Annotated in this window: 19 protein-coding genes and 1 tRNA gene (1 of these 20 only partly in view); 17 read left to right on the forward strand and 3 right to left on the reverse strand. The window is 59.5% G+C overall.

The genetic code is table 11. The annotated features are described in order from the left end of the window. The first annotated feature begins 205 nt into the window (after positions 1–205). From GJA_RS10525 to GJA_RS10540, 4 genes are all read left to right on the forward strand, one after another. A complete protein-coding gene (locus tag GJA_RS10525) occupies positions 206–1,897 on the forward strand; it encodes an isovaleryl-CoA dehydrogenase (RefSeq protein WP_038491854.1) in 1,692 nt (563 codons plus the stop codon). A 231-nt stretch (positions 1,898–2,128) separates the two neighbouring features. Then, positions 2,129–2,779: a uracil phosphoribosyltransferase gene (gene upp / locus GJA_RS10530; RefSeq protein ID WP_038491857.1), complete on the forward strand. Its 651-nt coding sequence runs from the start codon at positions 2,129–2,131 to the stop codon at positions 2,777–2,779. A 13-nt stretch (positions 2,780–2,792) separates the two neighbouring features. Continuing rightward, positions 2,793–3,164, forward strand: coding sequence for an Hpt domain-containing protein (locus GJA_RS10535; protein WP_038491860.1), 372 nt, complete (start codon positions 2,793–2,795; stop codon positions 3,162–3,164). Positions 3,165–3,443: 279 nt separating this feature from the next. Then, a complete protein-coding gene (locus GJA_RS10540) occupies positions 3,444–3,647 on the forward strand; it encodes a cold-shock protein (RefSeq protein ID WP_010398811.1) in 204 nt (67 codons plus the stop codon). A 311-nt stretch (positions 3,648–3,958) separates the two neighbouring features. On the opposite strand, the gene GJA_RS10545 is transcribed toward GJA_RS10540, so the two are convergent. Continuing rightward, the gene (locus GJA_RS10545) at positions 3,959–4,870 is read right to left on the reverse strand and encodes a LysR family transcriptional regulator (protein ID WP_038491863.1); all 912 of its coding nucleotides are present in this window, start codon (positions 4,868–4,870) and stop codon (positions 3,959–3,961) included. A gap of 197 nt (positions 4,871–5,067) precedes the next feature. Here GJA_RS10545 and aceB point away from each other — a divergent pair, with 197 nt between their 5' ends. Beyond that, positions 5,068–6,666 (forward strand): malate synthase A, encoded by a 1,599-nt coding sequence (gene aceB / locus GJA_RS10550; protein WP_038491866.1) that lies wholly within the window; start codon positions 5,068–5,070, stop codon positions 6,664–6,666. Positions 6,667–6,726: 60 nt separating this feature from the next. Here aceB and gloB read toward each other — a convergent pair whose 3' ends face one another. After that, positions 6,727–7,551: a hydroxyacylglutathione hydrolase gene (gene gloB, locus GJA_RS10555; protein ID WP_051780624.1), complete on the reverse strand. Its 825-nt coding sequence runs from the start codon at positions 7,549–7,551 to the stop codon at positions 6,727–6,729. A gap of 21 nt (positions 7,552–7,572) precedes the next feature. On the opposite strand from gloB, the gene GJA_RS10560 reads away from it, so the two are divergent. The 10 genes from GJA_RS10560 to GJA_RS10595 all read left to right on the forward strand — a co-directional run bounded on the left by GJA_RS10560 (position 7,573) and on the right by GJA_RS10595 (position 17,264). Continuing rightward, on the forward strand, positions 7,573–8,376 hold the full coding sequence (locus tag GJA_RS10560; protein ID WP_038491869.1) for a class I SAM-dependent methyltransferase: 804 nt from the start codon (positions 7,573–7,575) through the stop codon (positions 8,374–8,376). Then, positions 8,369–8,806 carry a ribonuclease HI gene (rnhA, locus tag GJA_RS10565; RefSeq protein ID WP_038491872.1) on the forward strand — a complete coding sequence of 146 codons (438 nt, stop codon included), beginning with the start codon at positions 8,369–8,371 and terminating at the stop codon, positions 8,804–8,806. The genes GJA_RS10560 and rnhA overlap by 8 nt, the downstream gene beginning before the upstream one ends. A gap of 241 nt (positions 8,807–9,047) precedes the next feature. Further along, complete coding sequence (gene dnaQ, locus GJA_RS10570; RefSeq protein WP_038499417.1) at positions 9,048–9,758, forward strand: DNA polymerase III subunit epsilon; 711 nt, start codon at positions 9,048–9,050, stop codon at positions 9,756–9,758. A gap of 155 nt (positions 9,759–9,913) precedes the next feature. Next, positions 9,914–9,988, forward strand: a tRNA-Val gene (locus GJA_RS10575). Positions 9,989–10,238: 250 nt separating this feature from the next. Further along, a complete protein-coding gene (locus GJA_RS27255) occupies positions 10,239–10,445 on the forward strand; it encodes a hypothetical protein (RefSeq protein WP_144241480.1) in 207 nt (68 codons plus the stop codon). A 12-nt stretch (positions 10,446–10,457) separates the two neighbouring features. Next, positions 10,458–11,027 (forward strand): hypothetical protein, encoded by a 570-nt coding sequence (locus GJA_RS10580; RefSeq protein WP_038491874.1) that lies wholly within the window; start codon positions 10,458–10,460, stop codon positions 11,025–11,027. A 38-nt stretch (positions 11,028–11,065) separates the two neighbouring features. Continuing rightward, on the forward strand, positions 11,066–11,392 hold the full coding sequence (locus GJA_RS27260) for a hypothetical protein (protein ID WP_144241481.1): 327 nt from the start codon (positions 11,066–11,068) through the stop codon (positions 11,390–11,392). Between the two features lie 32 nt (positions 11,393–11,424). Continuing rightward, complete coding sequence (locus GJA_RS10585) at positions 11,425–13,656, forward strand: NADP-dependent isocitrate dehydrogenase (protein ID WP_038491877.1); 2,232 nt, start codon at positions 11,425–11,427, stop codon at positions 13,654–13,656. Positions 13,657–13,922: 266 nt separating this feature from the next. Continuing rightward, positions 13,923–15,548 (forward strand): hypothetical protein, encoded by a 1,626-nt coding sequence (locus tag GJA_RS10590; RefSeq protein WP_051780626.1) that lies wholly within the window; start codon positions 13,923–13,925, stop codon positions 15,546–15,548. Positions 15,549–15,839: 291 nt separating this feature from the next. Next, positions 15,840–17,264 (forward strand): MFS transporter, encoded by a 1,425-nt coding sequence (locus GJA_RS10595; protein ID WP_051780628.1) that lies wholly within the window; start codon positions 15,840–15,842, stop codon positions 17,262–17,264. Between the two features lie 160 nt (positions 17,265–17,424). Here the strand turns inward: GJA_RS10595 and GJA_RS10600 are convergent, their stop codons facing one another. Continuing rightward, on the reverse strand, positions 17,425–17,631 hold the full coding sequence (locus GJA_RS10600; RefSeq protein ID WP_038491880.1) for a hypothetical protein: 207 nt from the start codon (positions 17,629–17,631) through the stop codon (positions 17,425–17,427). Positions 17,632–17,829: 198 nt separating this feature from the next. On the opposite strand from GJA_RS10600, the gene GJA_RS10605 reads away from it, so the two are divergent. Further along, positions 17,830–20,439, forward strand: coding sequence for a type VI secretion system Vgr family protein (locus GJA_RS10605; protein WP_051780631.1), 2,610 nt, complete (start codon positions 17,830–17,832; stop codon positions 20,437–20,439). Beyond that, positions 20,436–21,159: the 5' portion of a T6SS effector phospholipase Tle3 domain-containing protein gene (locus GJA_RS28680; RefSeq protein ID WP_051780633.1), read on the forward strand. Its footprint extends 20 nt past the window's final position; the window shows 724 of its 744 coding nt (coding positions 1–724); it begins with the start codon at positions 20,436–20,438; the stop codon falls past the right edge of the window. The genes GJA_RS10605 and GJA_RS28680 overlap by 4 nt, the downstream gene beginning before the upstream one ends.

Raw genomic sequence — 21,159 nt, forward strand, 5'->3', positions numbered from 1 at the left:
AGCAACATTGCTTCAGCTTTTAGGAATATCTATTGAGCTAAATGAAATAAATGTGCAGGAAATGGCGGAATCTATTCGCGACACTATCTTTTTAAGCGAACGATAATCATTTCATATAGCGTTACCTTGTTTTCATCATTTATTTATCGTCACGTATCTATCGTTATGCATCAGTCGTCATCCATCAATAAACCAGAGGTGAACCATGAATCCGTTCGATACGCATGAAATACTGAATCAGCCCGCACCATTTTCCGGCGTCAATCTGTTTGCTTGCGATCCCGCCTTGCAAGACGCGCTGATCCGTGAAGGCGGCGCCGCGGCGGCCGGTACGTTGAGTGCGCTGGGCGAGCAGTTTGGCCGCGCGGACCATCAGGAACTGGCGCGGCTGGCCAATCTGCATGGCCCCACGCTGGTCAATTTCGACCGCCATGGCCGGCGCATCGACGAGATCGAATTCCATCCGGCCTGGCATCAACTGATGGCCGTGATGGTCGGCGCCGGCGCGCATAGTTCGGCATGGGAGCAGCCGGGGCCGGGAGCGCAAGTGGCGCGGGCGGCATTATATATCCTGGCCGGCCAGTTGGAAAACGGGGTGCAGTGTCCGCTGACGATGACATACGCGTCGGTGCCGGCGCTGCGCCAGGCGCACAATTTGCCGCAGATCGCGGCGCGCTGGCTGCCGAAGATTTTATCGCGCGAGTACGATCCGCGTTCCTTGCCGGTCGAGCAAAAGCGCGGCGCGCTGATCGGCATGGGCATGACCGAAAAGCAGGGCGGTTCCGACGTGCGCAGCAATACCACCCGCGCCGAGGCGGTGCCGGCCGCGCAGGGCCGGCAACTGTTTGGCGATGAAGCGGAAGGGCTGTACCGGATTGTCGGCCATAAATGGTTTTTCTCGGTGCCGCAAAGCGATGCGCACCTGATCCTGGCGCAAACCGGCGATGAGGGCGGCGCCGGCTTGTCGTGTTTCTTCTTGCCGCGTTACTTGCCGGACGGTAGCCGCAACCAGGTCCGGCTGCAGCGCCTGAAGGATAAGCTGGGCAACCGCTCGAACGCGTCGTCGGAAGTGGAGTTCACCGGCGCCTATGGCTGGCTGATCGGCAAGCCGGGCCGCGGCATCCCGACCATTCTCGAAATGGGCAGCCATACCCGCCTCGATTGCGTGCTGGGCAGCACTGGCATCATGCGCGCGGCGCTGACCCAGGCGCTGCATCACGCGCGCCAGCGTTCGGCCTTCGGCAAGCCGCTGGCCGAACAGCCGCTGATGCAAAACGTGCTGGCCGACCTGGCGCTGGAATCCGAAGCGGCCACCGCGTTTGCGCTGCGCCTGGCGCGCTGCTTCGATGACGGCGCCGACCCGGAGCAGGCGCTGCTGGCGCGGGTGTTGATACCGGCCGGCAAATACTGGATTTGCCGGCGCGGCCCGGGTTTCGGTTTCGAGGCGATGGAGGTGATGGGCGGCAATGGTTATGTCGAGGACGGAGCGCTGGCGCGGCTGTACCGCGAATTGCCGGTCAACTCGATCTGGGAAGGATCGGGCAATGTGATGTGCCTGGACCTGCTGCGCGTGTTCGGCAAGGGGCCGGCGCCGCGCGACGCGCTGGCGCGCGAACTGGCATTGGCGGGCCAGGGCGACGCCGTGTTTGCCGCGTATGCGGCGGCCTTGCTGGCCGACCTGGATGCCGGCGCCGGCGATGAATATGACGCGCGCAAGCTGGCCGAGCGCATCGTGCTGGCCGTGCAGGCGGCATTGCTGCTGCGCCATGCGCCGCCGTTCGTCTCGTCGGCCTTTGTCGCGTCGCGGCTGGAGCAGGGCGTCGGCGGAGCGTATGGCCGCTTGCCTGCCGGTAGCGATTGCCCCGCCATCCTGGCCCGTGCGCTGGTGATTCCGTGATCGATGGCGACAGGATTAAAACGATGTTGTTAAGAAGTAATTGGTCGTAATAGTGCATAGCAATTATTTTCTAAAAAACAGGACAAACGGGCGCGTGGGCTGGGATAATGCCGGCATATACGGGCGCAGCAGGTTTTTCGAGGCGCCCATACCATTGATCGATCAAAAGGCGACCTGGCGGCGCAGTGAGGCCGCGGTCGTTCAAAGATACAAGAAAAGAGCAAAACCATAATGAAACAAGATCCGCGCTTCCCCAATCTGTTCATCACCGATCACCCGCTGATCCAGCACAAACTGAGCCACATGCGCGAACACGATACGTCGACGCGCACCTTCCGCGAATTGCTGAAGGAAATCACCTTGCTGATGGGCTATGAAATCACCCGCGACTTGCCGCTGACCACGCGCCAGATCACCACCCCGCTGGTGACGCTCGACGCGCCTGTGATCGCCGGCAAAAAACTGGCCATCGTGCCGATCCTGCGTGCCGGTATCGGCATGAGCGATGGATTGCTGAACCTGGTGCCGTCGGCCCGCGTCGGCCACATCGGCGTGTACCGCGATCCGGGCACTCATTTGCCGGTCGAATACCTGGTGCGCTTGCCGGACGTTACCGAGCGTACCTTCATCCTGTGCGACCCGATGGTCGCCACCGGCAATTCGGCGGTGTACGCGGTTGATGTGCTGAAAAAACGCGGCGTATCCGATGAGCAAATCATCTTCCTGGCGCTGGTGGCCGCGCCGGAAGGCGTGACGGTATTCCAGAACGCGCATCCGGGCGTCAAAATGTATGCCGCCTCGCTCGATTCGCACTTGAACGAGCACGCCTACATCGTGCCGGGCCTGGGCGATGCCGGCGACCGCATTTTCGGCACCAAGTAAGCGGAGACGAAGCATGGCGACCCCGATCGATCCCGATTTCCGCAGCCGCCTGCAAGCGTTGAGCGACAAGTTCGCGCTCGGCGTGCCGGCGCTGATGTCCGCCATCGGGCAAGCGCTGGCCGCTTGCCGTACCGAAGGCTTGGGCGCGCTGCAGTTGACGGCGCTGCATCGCGCCTTGCACGCGGTAGCCGGTTCGGCCGGCACCTTCGGTTTTGGTGCGCTGGGGCAGGAATGCCGCCGCATCGAGCAATTGCTGCGCCCGTTGATGGACGACGCCGCCGCCGCCGGGCGCGAATGGCCGCTATTGGCGCCGCAAATCGACCAATTGCTGGCCTGGGCGGCGGTTGATCCGAAGGCGACGCCATACGTGCCTTTGCCGGGCTGAAATGCCGATTTATTCGTTTGATATAGCGCAAAGCATAAAGGAGGCTGCTTGAGATATAGTGCACTCCATGCCTCTCGAAACAGGGGCTGCAAGACGGACAAACGACCATCAAAACAGCGAGCGCAAGTTTATTTTGCGTGAAAATGGTTTTTCTCTGTTTTGTTGGTATAATGCGGAATCGTTGGATTCGAGGTGGTAGTGCAGTTTGTCTGTCATTCCTTTCTTGCTTCAAACGATATAACGGGCGCAAGCCCAACTTAACTGAAATAGGAAATTGTAATGGCAACTGGCATCGTAAAATGGTTCAATGATTCGAAGGGTTTCGGCTTTATTACCCCTGACGAAGGCGGCGAAGATCTGTTCGCTCACTTCTCGGCTATCCAGTCGAACGGCTTCAAGTCCCTGCAAGAGAACCAACGCGTTTCTTTTGAAGTGACCGCTGGCCCTAAAGGCAAGCAAGCTTCGAACATTCAGCCAATCTAATACGCTGGATCAAACGAAATAAAGAAATCCTCGGTCTCCGGGGATTTTTTTTCGCCTGGAGGTTTGCGGGGCAAGGGGGACTGGCCAGCAGGTTTGCTGGAAAACGTTGGCTTACGCTGCGCTTAGAGCCTATCCCAGTAGTGAGCGTCTTGTTCTGGCCGCGCATCAGCAGCGCGGACCAGGCGTGAGGAGCAAGCGTGGCGAGCCACGCGACGACGATCAACGCAGTCCCCGCTACTGAGGGGCGCCAGAAGAGGGCGTATTCATCTACTGGGATAGGCTCTAAGCCAATCTAGGCTGATTTGCGCTGCTTATACAGCCCGTTCGCGCCAGTAATCCGGCTGCGCATAACTGTGCCGCAGGAAGTCGACAAAGGCCCGTATCCGCAGCGGCAAATGGCGGCGCTGCGCAAATACCGCGTAGATATCATTGCCTGGCGCCGCATACTGGTCTAGTGCGGTCTGCAATTGTCCCGCCTCGATTTCGGCGCCCACTTCCCACATCGAGCGCCACGCCAGGCCCTTGCCGGCCAGCGCCCAGTCGTGCAGCACTTCGCCATCGTTGCACACCATATTGCCCGACACTTTCAAGGTCACGTTCTTGCCATTGTCGTGGAAGGTCCAGCCGCGCTGGCTGCCTTCGCCGCTGATCACCAGGCAATTGTGCTTCATCAGGTCGTCGAGTATCAACGGCATGCCGTGGCGCTTGAAATAGGCCGGCGAGCCGACCAGCACGCGCTGGTTATCGGCCAGCTTGGTGCTGACCAGGCTGGAATCCGACAGGCTGGCGATGCGGATCGCCACGTCGATGCCTTCGCCGATCAGGTCGACCACGCGGTCGTTCAGGTTCAGCGCCACCGTCACGTCGCGGTGCTCGGCGAGAAACGACGGCAGCAGCGGCGCCACATGCTGGCGTCCGAAACCGGCCGGCGCCGAAATCAGCAAATGACCGCTGGCCTTGATGCTGCGCTCGGCGACCGCGTTTTCAGCGTCCTGCAATTCGCCGAGGATGCGCTGGCAATCCTCGAGGAAAGCCGCGCCCTCATTGGTCAGCGCCAATTTACGGGTGGTGCGTTGCAGCAGCTTGACGCCGAGCCGTTGTTCCAATGCGTCGAGGCGGCGGCCGATCATCGCCGGCGCGATGCCCTCGGCGCGCGCGGCGGCCGACAGGCTGCCCCTGGCGACGACTTCGACGAAGGTGGAAATTTGTCTGAACTGGCCCATGCTCCCGCTTTCACTTGTGATAAAAACGCATGGATGAAGTGATTTTTAATCTCGTTTCCATGCCTAATAGTGAATATACTGTATGAAAGATTAAGCGCCAAGCAAAGCATGCCTCAAGTTACTTAGCCTCAGCAAACCACCCGATTAGCCCGGCTACTATTTACACGGATATATTACTTTTTCTTATGGAGAACTTCATGACACAGTCCACCATCATTACCCCGGCCGGCATGCAGATCAGCGGCGACATCAAGCCCGGCTACGAGCAAGTATTGACGCCGGAAGCGCTGGCCCTGGTCGCCAAGCTGAGCCGTGCGTTCGAGCCGCGCCGCCAGCAATTGCTGGCCCTGCGCGTCGAACGGGCGGCGCGTCTGGATGCGGGCGAGCGTCCTGATTTCTTGCCTGAAACCGCGCACATCCGCAGCGGCGACTGGCGCATCGCGCCGATCCCGAAGGCACTGGAATGCCGCCGCGTCGAAATCACCGGCCCGGTCGAACGCAAGATGGTCATCAACGCCTTCAACTCGGGCGCCGACAGCTATATGACCGACTTCGAGGATTCGAATACACCGAACTGGGATAACCAGATTTCCGGCCAGGTCAATATGATGGATGCGGTGCGCAAAACCATTTCGCTGGAACAAAATGGCAAGTCGTACAAATTGAACGACAAGATCGCCACGCTGGTGGTGCGTCCGCGCGGCTGGCACCTCGATGAAAAACATGTGCTGGTCGATGGCAAGCGCGTGTCCGGCGGCATCTTCGATTTCGCGCTGTTCATGTTTCATAACGCCAAGGAACAATTGGCGCGCGGCGCCGGTCCGTATTTCTATTTGCCGAAAATGGAATCGCACCTGGAAGCGCGCTTGTGGAACGACATCTTCGTGATGACGCAAAACGAACTCGGCTTGCCGCAAGGCACCATCAAAGCGACCGTGCTGATCGAAACCATCCTGGCCGCGTTTGAAATGGATGAAATCCTGTACGAGCTGAAAGAGCATAGCTCGGGCCTGAACGCGGGCCGCTGGGATTACATTTTTTCGTGCATCAAGAAATTCAAGCTGGACAAGGATTTCTGCCTGGCCGACCGCGCCAAGGTGACGATGACGGCGCCATTCATGCGCGCCTACGCCTTGCTGCTGCTGCAAACCTGCCACAAGCGCGGCGCGCCGGCGATCGGCGGCATGGCGGCCTTGATTCCGATCAAGAACGATCCGGAGAAAAACGACATCGCGATGGGCGGCGTGCGCACCGACAAGGCGCGCGATGCGACCGACGGCTACGACGGCGGCTGGGTCGCGCATCCGGGCCTGGTCGAGCTGGCGATGGGCGAGTTCACCAAGGTGCTGGGCGACCAGCCGAACCAGATTGATAAACAGCGTCCCGACGTGGTTGTCAGCGCCGCCGACTTGCTGAACTTCAAGCCGGAAGCGCCGATCACCGAGGCGGGCTTGCGCTACAACATCAACGTCGGCATCCATTACCTGGGCAGCTGGCTGGCCGGCAATGGCTGCGTGCCTATCCATAACTTGATGGAAGATGCGGCCACCGCCGAAATCAGCCGCTCGCAAGTATGGCAATGGATACGTTCCGACAAGGGCGTGCTGGAAGACGGCCGCAAAGTCACGGCCGAGATGGTACGCGGCATGATCAAGGAAGAGCTGGTCAAGGTGCAGCGCGATGCGCCGGGCGGCAACGGTGCTAGCTATGTGCGGGCTGGTCTGATCTTCGAGGAAATGTCGACCTCGGCCTCGTTTGCCGAATTCCTGACCTTGCCGCTGTACGAAGAAATCTGAGTTTTTATGTTAAAACGAGCCCGCAGCGCGCTGTATGTGCGGTGCGGGCTGGTGTACACATTAAAAGGTGTTTTTCCACAGCCGCAGCGCGGCGAAGGCCTCGACCGGCGATGCGCCGCGCGCCAGCTTGCCGGCCGCGCGCAGGCTGGTCACGATTTCCGGCGCCTGATGACGCAGGAAGGGATTGGTGGCCTTTTCCAGGCCGATTGTCGACGGCACGGTCGGCACGCCTTGTTCGCGCTTGGCCGTATCGGCGGCGACGCGGACCTGCAGTTCGGCATTGCCAGGCTCCACCGCGCTGGCAAAACGCAGATTGGACAGCGTATATTCATGCGCGCAATACACGCGGCTAGCATCCGGCAAGCCGCTCAGCTTGCCCAGCGACTCGACCATCTGGGCCGGCGTGCCTTCGAACAGGCGGCCGCAACCGGCGCCGAACAGCGTATCGCCGCAAAACAGCCACGGCTCGACAGCATCGTCGCGTACATAGGCGACATGGCCCAGCGTATGGCCCGGCACATCCAGCACCGACAACGTTAAACCCAGTTGCGGCACGCTGACCGTATCGCCCTGGCCGACCGTGACGCTGACATTGGCGATCGCCTCTTTGCGCGGGCCGAATACCGGCACCGTAAAATGCTGTAACAATTCAGGAACGCCACCGGTGTGGTCAGCGTGGTGGTGGGTGAGTAAAATGGCGCACAAGGTCAATTGATGAGCTTGCAATGCCGCTAGTATCGGCGCCGCGTCGCCCGGATCGACGACGGCGGCATTGACGCCATCGTGGATCAGCCACAAATAATTGTCGGAAAAAGCGGGTACAGCCAGGACTGACAGGGTGTGCCTGGAAGTCGAAGAATTGGATGAAGTGGAAGAGTTGGTCATTAGAGTAGTGAAAGGCTTTGCATGGACAGTGCCGCATCCGAGAAATCCATTATAGCGTTAGACAGCTGGCTGCAAACGCCGGCCGGCCTGTACGTGCGGGCGTGGGAGCAGGCTTGCCTGGACAGTCTGACGGCCGATATCTTCGGCTTTAACGCCTTGCAGATCGGCATGCCGCATATCGACGCGCTGGCCGCCAACCGCATGCCGAATAAATGGGTGGCCGATACGCGGCTGCCGCCGCTGGTGGCTGGTCCAGGCGCGCGGCGCGCCAGCGTGATCCTCAATTTCGACGAGTTGCCATTCGCATCGCAAAGCCTGGACCTGGTGGTCTTGCCGCATGTACTAGAATTCGCCGCCGAACCGCACCAGGTGCTGCGCGAAGTCGAGCGGGTGCTGATCCCGGAAGGACAACTGATCATTTGCGGCTTCAATCCGACCAGCTTGTGGGGCGCGCGCCAGGCGATGGGGCGGGTGACCGGCTCGCGTTTCCTGCCGCAGGCGGGTGAATTCATCTCTATGCCACGCATGAAAGACTGGTTAAAATTGCTCAATCTGGGCGTCAGCCAAAGCCATGTCGGCGGCTACGCGCCGGCATGCAAGACCGATAAATGGCTGCACCGCTATGCGTTCATGGACCGCGCCGGTCCGCGCTGGTGGCCATATTTCGGCGCAGTCTATATAGTGCACGCCATCAAACGCGTCAAAGGGATGCGCCTGATCGGTCCGGCGTGGACCAAAAAACCGGCAAGCGCGTCCGCGGGCGTGCCGGTCACTAATAAAAGTAAAAGTAACAGCCACAAGAGGCGGGAACAACAAGATGGATAAAGTCGAAATTTACGCCGATGGCGCCTGCAAGGGCAATCCCGGCACCGGCGGCTGGGGCGCGCTGCTGGTGGCCGACGGCGCGGAAAAGGAATTGTTTGGCGGTGAATTAAACACCACCAACAACCGCATGGAATTGAAGGCCGTGATCGAAGCGCTGAATGCGCTGAAGCGGCCGTGCGCCGTGTTGCTCTACACCGACAGCCAGTACGTGCAAAAAGGCATTAGCGAATGGATACACGGCTGGAAGGCGCGCGGCTGGAAGACCGCGGCCAAGGAGCCGGTCAAGAACGTCGACCTGTGGCAGGCGCTGGACGCGGCCCAGGCCGTGCATCAAGTCGAATGGCGCTGGGTGCGCGGCCATTCCGGCCATGCCGGCAATGAACGCGCCGACCAGCTGGCCAACCGCGGCGTCGACACGGTGCGCCGCTAACAACCTATCCCAGCAGGGAGCGTCGCCGGATGGCTGGTCATCAGCAGGGTGGGCAAGGCGTGAGGAGGACGCATGGCGAGCCATGCTACGAGGAACAACGCAGATCCACGCTGCTGAGGGGCTGTCAGCAGACGATGTATTCTCTACTGGGATAGGTTCTAAGCCCGGTCAGCCGGCAAGGCGGGTGCGCTATACTGCGCGCCTGCCGAATTTTTACAATGAGTGATAGATGAGTACCGCGATGCGACAAATTGTTCTGGATACCGAAACCACCGGCTTGAACCCGAGGACGGGCGACCGTGTGATTGAAATCGGCTGCGTCGAGTTGAACAATCGTATGTTGACCGGCAATAACTTCCACCGCTACATCAATCCCGAGCGCGACTCGGAAGAGGGCGCGCTGGCGGTGCACGGATTGACCACCGAATTCCTTAGCGACAAGCCGAAATTCGCCGAAATCGTCGAAGAATTGCAGGCGTATATCGCCGGCGCCGAAGTCATCATCCACAACGCGCCGTTCGACCTGGGTTTCCTGAACGCCGAATTCAAGCGCCTGAACTTGCCGAGCTTTAACGATCACATCAACGGTGTCATCGATACGCTGGTGCAAGCCAAGGAAATGCATCCTGGTAAGCGCAACTCGCTGGATGCCTTGTGCGACCGCTACGGCGTTTCGAACTCGCACCGCAAGCTGCACGGCGCGTTGCTCGATGCCGAGTTGCTGGCCGACGTCTATTTGTCGATGACGCGCGGCCAGAACAGCCTCAGCATGGAAGAGGAAGTCGAAGTGGCGGTCGAAGGCGAGCCGCTGGAAATCGTGCCGCTGGCCGACGTCATTTTCCTGCCGGCCGCCGCCGACGAGCTGGCCGAACACCAAGCCACGCTGGCCGGGCTGGACAAGGCGGTCAAGGGGCAGTGCATCTGGAATGCGGTCAGCGCGCCCACGGCGTAAATCCAAGGCGTAAGTCCCCGACGTAAGTCCCCGACGTAAGTCCCCGGCGTAAGTCCACGGCATAGCCCGCGCCCTGGGTAAATTAGCCTGGCGGCATTAATTTTGCCACGGGCTTGCGGAAGCGCCGAACTTCATGCGATAATTCGCCCCGCTTCGGGAGGTTAGCTCAGGGGTAGAGCACTGCATTCACACTGCAGGGGTCGCAAGTTCGAAACTTGCACTTCCCACCAAAAATACATACAAAATAAAGGGTCGGCGAGAAATTGCCGGCCCTTTTTTGTTTTGCTCGCGCAGGCAAGAGCCGGCCAAGATAGCGGGATGATTCAGCTTTAAAACAAAGCATCCTGGACATGGATGCGCTAATATATGAACGTCTGTATAGACGTGATTCGGATCACGGTATAATCATCTTTATTCAATGGGGCATCAATTTCTCATTCACCCTTCTTATTCACCCTATGTGTGAGCAAAGGAGCCAGTATGACTAAATCTACCTTTTCTCGTAGCGATGTGGCCAAGATCAGTAGCAGGATGTCGCAGAATTTGGTGTACGCCGATGATACCGCGCCAATCTCGCGCGGACCGGCATCTTCTGTGGCGGCGAAGGTGATGCGGGATGTCGGCGTGTCGCGTGAAAAAATGCAACAAGCCTATACTGCGGCAAAGAAGACCGTCATCGCAAAGTAGTTTGCTGTCTCCATGGCACATAACACGATCTATGAGAAGTTGACGGCGAATCCGAACGACCCGGTTGGAGCATTTGCTTATATTATCTATAAGCAACAGAAGGTTGATTTTTGTAAATCCTTCGGGGGGCGCGATCCCACTCGGGAAGAGCTCGATAGTTTTCATTCCATTGCCAGACTCGATACCTCAATCGCGGCCTACCGCGCGCAAGGCGAGGCGATGGCCCAGGCTTTTCTCAATGCGGGCCTTGACGACTTGGTTGATCGTACCGAAGCCGCTACACGGCAAGACGTTCTTTACAGGCAGATCGAGGTAGTTCATGCCGGACTGGGCACCAAGATTGCTACCATCGATAACGCATTGCAGGCAAAACGCACTTTTGCGGGTTGGTTGCGCGATGTTATGGGGAATCTGCTGGTCAATCTGGTCACGATAGGCGTGCTTGGTGCACTCGTCTTGGGCTACCAGTTTAATGCAAGGCTACAGCAAAGTACCGAGAGCAAGGTTGGGCTGGCGCCTGTCGCGCCGCCAACAGAGGGGGGCGCACAAAATCGCGCGTCCATTCCGCCCGATTCCAGGTAATTCCATATTTCATCCCCCCGCATGGCCTGCAGTTTTCAGTGTGGCTAATCCTGCAAGACGTTGATCTGGCTCCGCCTCAAATGGCGTGGACACAGCCCGCCCGTGAAATAAACCAGGGCATTTTTTCTTGTCCGAATGTCGGAATAACAGGAAATGCAGGGCAGGTATCTGGCGATCATGTATTTTCTATTATTAATACTTCTAATCCTGCAATACCCATCCCTGGTACGGTGGAGTTTACACAAATAGTGCCGGGACAGTCTAAAATAGACAATTTGGCGAAGGAAGGCGTGCGCGCCTATACGTTAGCCGTCCAGGGCAAGGCCAACGCCATGTGTTGGAATGAAGTAAGCTATCTACCTTAATCACCCGGCATCACCGCATACGAGGAAATGAAATGGCAACACAAAAATCAAAAATCATCTACACGCTGACTGACGAAGCGCCAATGCTGGCGACGTATTCGCTGCTGCCTATCATCAAGAAGTTTACCGCGCCAGCCGGCGTCGACGTGGTTGCCAGCGACATTTCGGTCGCTTCGCGGGTGTTGGCCGAATTTCCTGAATTCCTGACTGACGAACAAAAAGTACCGAACACGCTGGCTGAACTGGGCAAGCTGACCCAGAACGCCGACACCAACATCATCAAGTTGCCGAACATCAGCGCATCGGTTGCGCAGCTGATGGCTTGCGTACGCGAACTGCAAGGCCGCGGCTACAAGCTGCCGGACTATCCTGAAGATCCGAAGACCGACGAAGACAAGGCACTGAAGGCACGCTACGGCAAATGCATTGGCAGCGCCGTCAATCCTGTGCTGCGCGAAGGTAACTCCGACCGCCGCGCGCCGAAGGCAGTCAAAGAGTTTGCACGCAAGCATCCGCATTCGATGGGCGAGTGGAGCCAGGCTTCGCGTACCCACGTTTCACACATGCATCACGGCGACTTTTATCATGGCGAGAAATCGCTGACGCTGGACAGCGCCCGCGATGTCAAGATGGAACTGATCACCGCTTCGGGCAAGACCATCGTGCTGAAACCGAAGGTGTCGCTGAAAGCCGGCGAAATCATCGACAGCATGTTCATGAGCAAGAAGGCGCTGCTGGAGTTCTACGAGAAGGAACTGGACGACGCGTACAAGACCGGCGTGATGTTCTCGCTGCACGTCAAGGCGACCATGATGAAGGTATCGCACCCGATCGTGTTCGGCCATTGCGTGCGCATTTTCTACAAGGATGCGTTCACCAAGCACGCCGCGCTGTTCGAACAACTGGGCGTGAACGTCAACAACGGCATGGTCAATCTGTACGACAAGATCGAAACGTTGCCAGCATCCCAAAAAGATGAAATCCTGAAAGACTTGCACGCCTGCCACGCCAACCGCCCGGAACTGGCGATGGTCGATTCGGCCAAGGGCATCACCAACTTCCATTCGCCAAACGACGTCATCGTCGATGCATCGATGCCAGCCATGATCCGTATCGGCGGCAAGATGTGGGGCGCCGATGGCCGTCCGAAAGATGCCAAGGCAGTGATGCCGGAGAGCACCTTCGCGCGCATCTATCAGGAAATGATCAATTTCTGCAAATGGCATGGCAATTTCGACCCGCGCACCATGGGCACCGTGCCTAACGTCGGCCTGATGGCGCAGCAAGCCGAGGAATACGGTTCGCACGACAAGACGTTCGAAGTCGCGGAAGCCGGCGTCGCCAACATCACCGACCTGGCCACCGGCGAAGTGCTGTTGTCGCAAAACGTGGAAGAGGGCGATATCTGGCGCATGTGCCAGGTCAAGGATGCGCCTATCCGCGACTGGGTCAAGCTGGCCGTCACCCGCGCCCGCAACTCCGGCATGCCTGCGGTGTTCTGGCTGGACCCGTACCGTCCGCACGAAAACGAAGTGATCAAGAAGGTCCAGACTTACCTGAAGGATCACGATACCAATGGCCTGGACATCCAGATCATGTCGCAAGTGCGCGCCATGCGCTACACGCTGGAACGCGTGGCGCGCGGCCTGGACACCATTTCGGTGACCGGCAACATCTTGCGCGATTACCTGACCGACTTGTTCCCGATCATGGAACTGGGCACCAGCGCCAAGATGCTGTCGATCGTGCCGCTGATGGCCGGTGGTGGCATGTACGAAACCGGCGCCGGCGGTTCGGCGCCCAAGCACGTCAAGCAACTGGTGGAAGAGAACCACTTGCGCTGGGATTCGCTGGGCGAGTTCCTGGCGCTGGCCGTGTCGCTGGAAGACATGGGCATCAAGACCGGCAACGCCAAGGCCAAGCTGCTGGCCAGGACGCTGGATGAAGCTACTGGTAAATTGCTCGACAACAACCGCTCGCCATCGTCGCGCACCGGTGAACTCGACAACCGCGGCAGCCATTTCTACCTGGCGCTGTATTGGGCGCAGGCATTGGCGGCACAATCCGATGATGCTGAACTGAAGGCGCATTTCGCGCCGCTGGCGAAAGTCCTGGCGGAAAATGAGGCGAAGATCGTCGAAGAACTGAAAGCCGTACAAGGCAATGCGATGGATATCGGCGGTTATTATTTCCCGGATCCGGCGAAAGCCGATGCGGTCATGCGTCCAAGCGCAAGCCTGAACGCGGCATTGGCGACCATCTGATGCAGCGGTAATCATGGGGCGGTTTATGCCGCGCTGTTTCTGGAATAGCGGTTTAAAAAGCCAGGCGGCGACGCCTGGCTTTTTTCGTTAACGTCGGCGCATGAATTTTCCTGTTCATTCCTCATGATTTGGTATTTTTGGACGTTATAGGTATATCTGTTGCAAGATCGGCTATCTTGAATGTACCACCTATTCTTCTTGAAAAAATTGATTATCAACTTCCATTACCTATTTCTCCCGTTTTCATCTGACAAGGAGGTACGGCCATGAGCGCCACTGTCTCGGCCATTCCAAGCTGGACGCCGCCGCCTCCTCTGCGTTCGTCCCCCGCGGCGAAGCAGGCGGGTTCGTCCCCGCCAGATCCGGCGGCGCCTTCCACCATCGTCACGCTGAGTCCTGAAAGCCTGGCCGTGGCGATGCAGAGCTCGCAAGGCAGCTCCTTGAGTTGGGAAAACAAGTCGCAGGACAAGGTCACGGCTATGATGGCCGGTAATTTTCCGTCGCTGTCGACGGCCGGCCGTTTTGGCGGCCTGGGCGCGCTGTTGCTGAATCAATTGAAGGACGGTGACGTTAATGTGTCGCAAACGGTGCGCCGTTTGCCGCAGGATGGCGCGGCGGCTTTGTACGGCGTGTCGGGCGTGGCGCCGCCGTCGGCGCTGCACGGGCGGGGCGACAACCAGGTCAGCTTTACCGTCACCACCGCAAGCGGGGTGAAGGTCAAGCTGGCGCTCGATAGCCAGAGCGACGGCCTGGCCGTCCAGATGAGCAGTAGCGGCGAATTGAGCGATGCAGAGCGCAGCGCGCTGGCCGGCCTGGCCGACGCATTTCAAGGGGCGATTGACGGCATGGCGCAAGGCAAGCCCCAGCTCAAGCTGGCGGGCTTGATGCAATTCGATCCGAAAGTGCTGGCGTCGGTGGATTTGCGCGTGGCGGTGCAATTGCCAGGCCAGGCCGATACCCCGCAAACGCTGGACTTTCATGCCGATAGCACACAGCGCAAGGTCAGCTTTGACGGGCCGTCCGGCAAGCTCGATGTCAGCGTCGACATGAGCAAGCTGGCCGGCGTTGGCGGCAAGGAGCAGCAAGCCAAGGCCATGGCCAGCTATATGAAACAATTTGACCAGGCCGCTTCGCGCGGACATGGCGACGCCGCCCTCGTATCGTTGTTCAAGGATGCGTTTTCTGCCGTGAACAGCAATTATGGCGCCGCCGCGTCGGGAGCCGCTTCGGGAGCCGCGTCGGAAACCACCTCCGGACGCTGGCCGCTGGTTGCCGAAGACCGCGCCGTGCTGACCGGTCTGGCCGATTTCAGCGCCTCGGTCAGCCAGGCATCGCAGTGGAGCAACCCGATGCGGCCGACGGAATCGGACAGTTTTTCCTATGAGGTATCGCAGAGCACGACGATGGCCGGCCCGAGCCAGAAAGACCGTTCCATTTCGCAGCAGCAGAAGTCGCAATTGACCGCCAGCTACCATATGCCGATCAAGCCAGGCGCCAAGCTGAAGCTGGATAGCACGGCCGAATCGCAAAACTACGATTATTTCCAGATCCGCGACTCGGCCAGCAGCGATGCGCGGGTGGCGTACAAGGATGGGCGGCTGGTCAAGGCCACGCTGGCGCAGTCGGCCAGCCTGTCTTCGCGCGCGATGCGCTATGAAATGGGCAAGCTGACTTCCGATGTCACCACGCCCGGGACATCGTCGGTGCAGCGCGACCTGATCGGCGCGCTGGCGCCTTACCAGAGCGGCGCGCCTGGCGACAGTCCGCAGCAAGTGGCCGAATGGCGCAAGCAAACGTTGTCGACTTTGAACGACCAGATCTTGCTGCAGGCTTATCCAGGCCAGGTAATGAATCTTTGGGCAGCCGATGCGCCCGGTAGTGCTGCGGAGTAAGTAAATCGGAGCAGCAGCGTGCGCACGCATCTGCGTCGATAGCCGAGGCCGGCAAGGACGCGAGGCTTGCAATCGGCGCCGCGTCCCGGCAGATTGCTCGCCTGATAACAGGTGCACTATTTTCCGATGCCTTGCCCGGCAGACTCAGCCTATCCATGGTACTGTCTACCTTGCGGCCGCAGTAATCACGCGCATGAATGAACTATTCCGGCCGTGCTAACAATAAAATATCTTCAGCGCTGCCAGCGGCGACATTGAAGATGCGGCATGGTTTTTCGTATCGGATAGAGAATGTTCAAGCAGCAAAATAGAACGCAGCCAGTCCTGGTCGGCGAGGATGGTTTGCCGCCAGGCGCGCGTGGCTGGGCCATGTTGTCGCTGGCTATCGGCGTCGGCATGGCGTCGCTGGACACTGCGATCGCCAATACCGCGTTGCCGGCGATCGCCAGCGAGTTGCACACCACGCCGGCGGCGTCGGTCTGGATCGTCAATGTGTATCAACTGGCCATGGTCGCCACCTTGCTGCCGTTATCAAAGCTGGGCGAGATCGTCGGCTACCGCCGTGTATTCATTGCCGGCATGTTTTTATTCACCGCCGCTTCGCTGGCGTGCGCGCTGGCCTGGTCGCTGCCGTCGCTGGTGGTGGCGCGCTTGTTCCAGGGCGTCGGCGCCAGCGCCATGATGGGCGTCAATACCGCGCTGTTGCGCTCCTTGTATCCGAAGCATTTGCTGGGCCGGGCGTTCGGCAATAATTCGCTGGTGGTGGCGGTCGCGTTCGCGGTCGGGCCGACGGCCGCCTCGCTGATCCTGGCCACGTCGTCGTGGCCGTGGCTGTTCGCCATCAACGTGCCGCTGGGCGTGATCGGCTTTTTCCTGGCGCGCCGGGTGCTGCCGGCGACCAAGCTGTCCGCGCACAAGCTCGATACCCGCACCGCGCTGTACAACGTCGGTGCGTTCGGCTTGCTGATCCTGCTGTTCGGCGATGCCGCGCATCACGCCGCCGCTTCCACGCTGGCGCCGGAACTGGCCGCGGTGGTGATGTTCTTTGTCTTGCTGCTGCGCCGCCAGGCCGGACATGCAGCGCCGATGCTGCCGGTCGACTTGTTGCGCCGTCCTCTCTTCCTGCTGTCGTCGCTGACCGCCATCTGCACTTTTGCCGCGCAAGGGCTGGCGTTTGTATCGCTGCCATTTTATTTCGAGGTTACGCTGGGCCGCTCGCCGGTTGAAACGGGTTTCTTGATGACGCCATGGGCGGCGCTGGTGGCGGTGATGGCGCCGGTGGCCGGCCGTCTCAGCGACCGTTATTCGCCCGGCGTGCTGGGCGGCATCGGGCTGGCGGCGCTGGCGTCCGGCTTGCTGACGCTGATCTGGATCCCGGTCCATCCGAGCGTGTTCGATATCTGCTGGCGCATGGCGCTGTGCGGCATCGGCTTCGGTTTCTTCCAGGCGCCGAACCTGAAGGCGATCATGGGCAGCGCGCCGCCGGAACGGGCCGGCGGCGCCAGCGGCGTGGTCGCCACTTCGCGCCTGATCGGCCAGGCCAGCGGCGCCGCGCTGGTGGCGTATTGCTTTACGGTGTCGGCGCTCAGGGGCACCACCTATGCGCTGTGCCTGGCGGCAGGCTTCGCGGCGCTGGCCAGCATCGCCAGTTTTTCGCGGCTGGTGGTGGCCCAGGCGCCATCGGCAAATAGCGGCCTGGCCGGCAAGCGCAACTGACCGTCATGCCGGTCGTGGCGGTTTAATCCTGTTTAGGTTGATCAGGCGGTGTCTTGTCCGGTCGCTTGAGTGGGTACAGCAACGCCGCCAACGGCACCAGTGCCGCTCCAACGGCGGTGATCGCGTCGATCCAGTCCATATTCGCCTCCATCAGCTGGTTTTATTGTGCCGCTTTCCATGATGGGACGGCGCCCGCATCGACTTTTTTCGGCAGCAGGTCGGCCCCGAAGAACGCAGCGGCAGAGGGCGAGTGATGGTCATGCGATGTGCACGCTTGCTGGATGAGTGGATGGCGTGACGATTGCAGGACGCCGGTGCGGCCGGCTGAACGAATCATTTCGTCTTTGAATATCGGTTTTTCGCGCATGACGCAGTCATACCGCGGGGTAATAGGCGGGCTCGGCTTTGCGCGCCACGCAAAGACTTGCCGGCCTTTGGCATGCGGCTGAAAAATGGAGGGATTTCATGAGCAATTTCAATTAAGTCCAATATTAGCCTTGGCATAATTGGTGCAAAGAAATTAATTGAGATTGATTTAACCATCACGCCATGGAAGGATGGTTTCATGAGCGCTGTCCTGTCTTCCCTGCAGGAATTGTCTGGCAGTCGCCAGCATCAACGCATCTTGCGGCTGTCGTTTCCCAATGACGACGGCCCTGACGCCGTTTTGCTGGCCAACCGGCTGGAAGCGGATGAGGGCTTGTCGCGCGACTTCGAATTCGTGGTTGAAGTGCTGGCCGACAATGCCGCCATTCCATTGAAAGCACTGCAAGGCAAGATGGTGGCGATCGAGCTGGTGCGCGGCGATGGCAGTCTGCGCTATTTCAACGGCATTGTGTTTGAATTCAGCCTGGTCAAGACCGATGGCGGGCTGGTGTTTTATTCGATGGTGCTCAGGCCCTGGCTAGCCTACCTGGCGCTGCGCAAAAACAACCGTTTGTTCCACGGCCGCAGTTTGCGGCAGCAGGCCGCCGATATCTTCGGCGATTATGGCACGCTGGCCGACTGGGACTTCAAGGTGAGCGGTGACGAAGCACTGACGATGGTCACCCAGTTCGATGAAAGCGACCATAATTTCCTGAGCCGGCGCTGGGAAGCCGCCGGCCTGTTTTACCATTACGAGCATGGTGCCAGCGGGCACCGGCTGGTGGTCGGCGACGATTCCGGCGCCGCCGCCGCGATCGACGGCGCCAGTCCGGTGATTCGTTTCCAGCGCCATGGCGGCGCGCGCGAAGAAGAGGCGATCGGCGAATGGATGGCGGCGCGCCGCTTGCTTGCCTCACAGATCGGATTGTCCAGCTTTAATTTCAAGCAGCCGATGCCGCTCCATGCGAATAGTCGATCGATTAATCAACAAGGGGATGTGCTGCCGGTCGAATCGTATGAATATACCGGTGCGCACGGTATCAAGAGCAGGCAGGATGGCGAAGATCAAGCCCGGCGGCGCATGGAAGAAATCGAAGTCGACGGCAAACACTACGCGGCCCGAGGCAACAATCGTTTTAGCATGCCCGGCCGTTGGTTCCGGCTGACCGATCATTTTAATGGCGCTGATGAAACATCAGGACAGCCCGATGGTGACGATGAATTCCTGATCGTCAGCGTGCATCACAGTGTCAGCAATAATTATCTGCAGAATGCGGAATTACCAGCCAGCTACGACAACCGTTTGCTATGCCTGCGCAAAAGCATCCCCTGGCGGCCGGGACGCGGTTTTAACAGTCAGCGCACAAAAATCCTGGCCCCGCAGACCGCCACCGTCGTCACGCCGCAAGGCGAAAACATATTGGTTGATGCGTTCGGCAGGATCAAGGTACAGTTTCATTGGGACCGGATCGGCCAGAACGATGAAAAAAGCTCGGCCTGGGTCCGGGTGGCGAGCGCCTGGGCCGGCGCCGAACTGGGCTGGAACGCGATACCCCGACATGGCATGGAAGTGGTGGTGCAATGGCTGGATGGCGAGCCGGATCATCCGCTGGTCACCGGGTGTGTGTATAACCAGCAAAACATGCCGCCCTGGAAATTGCCGGGCCAGCAAACGCTGACCGGCTTGCGCAGCCGCGAGCTGAGCCCCGATCATGGCAATGCACCGGGCGGCCGTGGTAATGCGCTGGTGCTGGACGATACCAACGGCAAGATCCAGGCACAGCTCAAAAGCGATCATCAGCATAGCCAGTTGTCGTTGGGCCATATCGCACGCATCGACGATACCACTGGGCGCAAGGATGAACGCGGTCAGGGATTTGCACTGGAAACCGGCGGCGCCGGCGCCTTGCGTGCGGCCAAGGGGTTGCTGCTTAGCACCGATGGGCGTGCTCGTGCCCAAGGCGGCGTACTGAGTCGCGACGAACTGCTGAGCTGCCTGGAGCAGGCGCTCGATATTGCCAGGGGATTGGGCAAGGCCGCGTCCAGTCAGCAAGGCGGCAAACGCGAAACCGGGGCCCAGCAAGGTTTGTTCGAGGCGGTCGCGAGCCTGGGCCATGGTGTCGGCAATGAAGCCGATGCCAGCGGACCGGCTGCAGCCGGACAAGCGGTGATCGCGCTCAGCGCCGTGGCCGGCATCGCCAGCGCCACGCCGAAGGATCAAACCCACTACGCCGGCCATAACATCGACACGGTGGCCGGGAAAAATCAGCAACACTATGCGATGGGCGACATTTTGCATACGGCCGCCAACAATATCGAACAATTCGCCGTCGATGGCGATGTGCGCCTGATCGCGCACAAAGGCAAGCTGATCCAGCAAGCCCAGCACAACAGCATGGAGTTGACGGCGGACAAATCGCTGACGCTCACCTCGGTCAATGACGGCATCTTGATTCGTGCCGAGAAATACTTGCTGTTGCAAGTCGGCAGCAGCTTTTTGCGCATGACGCCGGACCAGATCACGATTGACGCCAAGACGCTGAATCTGCAAAGCGACGCACCCAGCATCAGCCCGGCGCGCGGGGCCGCCACTGAAATGCCGACGTTCGAGGTGGGCGATGCGCAACGCAAGTTCGTGGCGCATTTCGACGGCGATCAAAGTGCGCGGGCCGCTGACTACCACTACAAAATAAAGTTGAAAGACGGAAAAGTCATCGAAGGTATCACCGATGCGGATGGACAGACCGAACTGGCGCAAACCGATGCGATCCATATCGCGGAACTCTCATTCTGGAAGCCGGCAACATGAGCGAAACCGAAGCCAACAAGGTTGTTCCCGGCAAACAGGCGCAGTGGCTATTGCCTGGCGGCGGCCTGGCGTATATTCCTCTGGTGCGTCCGGCGCCGTGCATCGTGATCCTGGTGCATGGCGTGAACGATATCGGCGAAGCTTTTCCTTTCCAGGAGCAAGGCATTTGCGCCGGCCTGAATCAGCGCCTGGACCGCAAGGATCATCTGCAACCGGCCAACTACACCTTGCCGCTCCAGCTGAAGGAAGGGGAGGCATTCACGGCACACGATATCAGCGCCGATCCGGATAAAGTGTACTTTTCGCGCTCGTCGGATAGCGTCACATCGCCGGTGATTCCGTTTTTGTGGGGCTTTCGGGAAGACACGCTGAAGGCGGATAGCAATCAGAAGCATGGCGAATACCTGGATCAATACGGCAATCGCATCGATAAGCGCTATGCGAAAAATGGCGGCCCGTTCGCCAACGCCACCAGCAACGTGCCGGACATGTTCGGGCCGGGATTCAGGCGTAACTGGGGCGTCAGGCGGGCCGACCCGGAAAGTCCGACCCACGCCTTGCTCGATGCGCCGCCTCGCAGCTATATGGTACTGGCGGCGCAGCGGTTGGCATCGTTGATACGCATCATCCGTAAAAAATCGAAAAACGAGCCGATTAACATCGTTGCCCATAGCCAGGGCTGTTTTGTCAGTTTGCTGGCGCATGCGATGCTGGCCAGGG

It is taken from the genome of Janthinobacterium agaricidamnosum NBRC 102515 = DSM 9628, assembly GCF_000723165.1.
Classification (GTDB): Bacteria; Pseudomonadota; Gammaproteobacteria; order Burkholderiales; family Burkholderiaceae_D; genus Janthinobacterium; species Janthinobacterium agaricidamnosum.

Excerpts from the sequence above, each read along its gene's own strand:
- upp (WP_038491857.1), top strand. The coding sequence starts at position 2,129 with ATGAAACAAGATCCGCGCTTCCCCAATCTGTTCATCACCGATCACCCG.
- gloB (WP_051780624.1), bottom strand. The coding sequence starts at position 7,551 with ATGACCAACTCTTCCACTTCATCCAATTCTTCGACTTCCAGGCACACC.
- GJA_RS10525 (WP_038491854.1), top strand. The coding sequence starts at position 206 with ATGAATCCGTTCGATACGCATGAAATACTGAATCAGCCCGCACCATTT.
- GJA_RS10560 (WP_038491869.1), top strand. The coding sequence starts at position 7,573 with ATGGACAGTGCCGCATCCGAGAAATCCATTATAGCGTTAGACAGCTGG.
- GJA_RS10540 (WP_010398811.1), top strand. The coding sequence starts at position 3,444 with ATGGCAACTGGCATCGTAAAATGGTTCAATGATTCGAAGGGTTTCGGC.
- aceB (WP_038491866.1), top strand. The coding sequence starts at position 5,068 with ATGACACAGTCCACCATCATTACCCCGGCCGGCATGCAGATCAGCGGC.
- GJA_RS10590 (WP_051780626.1), top strand. The coding sequence starts at position 13,923 with ATGAGCGCCACTGTCTCGGCCATTCCAAGCTGGACGCCGCCGCCTCCT.
- GJA_RS10600 (WP_038491880.1), bottom strand. The coding sequence starts at position 17,631 with ATGCGCGAAAAACCGATATTCAAAGACGAAATGATTCGTTCAGCCGGC.
- GJA_RS10580 (WP_038491874.1), top strand. The coding sequence starts at position 10,458 with ATGGCACATAACACGATCTATGAGAAGTTGACGGCGAATCCGAACGAC.
- GJA_RS10595 (WP_051780628.1), top strand. The coding sequence starts at position 15,840 with ATGTTCAAGCAGCAAAATAGAACGCAGCCAGTCCTGGTCGGCGAGGAT.
- GJA_RS10535 (WP_038491860.1), top strand. The coding sequence starts at position 2,793 with ATGGCGACCCCGATCGATCCCGATTTCCGCAGCCGCCTGCAAGCGTTG.
- GJA_RS27255 (WP_144241480.1), top strand. The coding sequence starts at position 10,239 with ATGACTAAATCTACCTTTTCTCGTAGCGATGTGGCCAAGATCAGTAGC.
- GJA_RS10545 (WP_038491863.1), bottom strand. The coding sequence starts at position 4,870 with ATGGGCCAGTTCAGACAAATTTCCACCTTCGTCGAAGTCGTCGCCAGG.
- GJA_RS10605 (WP_051780631.1), top strand. The coding sequence starts at position 17,830 with ATGAGCGCTGTCCTGTCTTCCCTGCAGGAATTGTCTGGCAGTCGCCAG.
- dnaQ (WP_038499417.1), top strand. The coding sequence starts at position 9,048 with ATGCGACAAATTGTTCTGGATACCGAAACCACCGGCTTGAACCCGAGG.
- rnhA (WP_038491872.1), top strand. The coding sequence starts at position 8,369 with ATGGATAAAGTCGAAATTTACGCCGATGGCGCCTGCAAGGGCAATCCC.
- GJA_RS10585 (WP_038491877.1), top strand. The coding sequence starts at position 11,425 with ATGGCAACACAAAAATCAAAAATCATCTACACGCTGACTGACGAAGCG.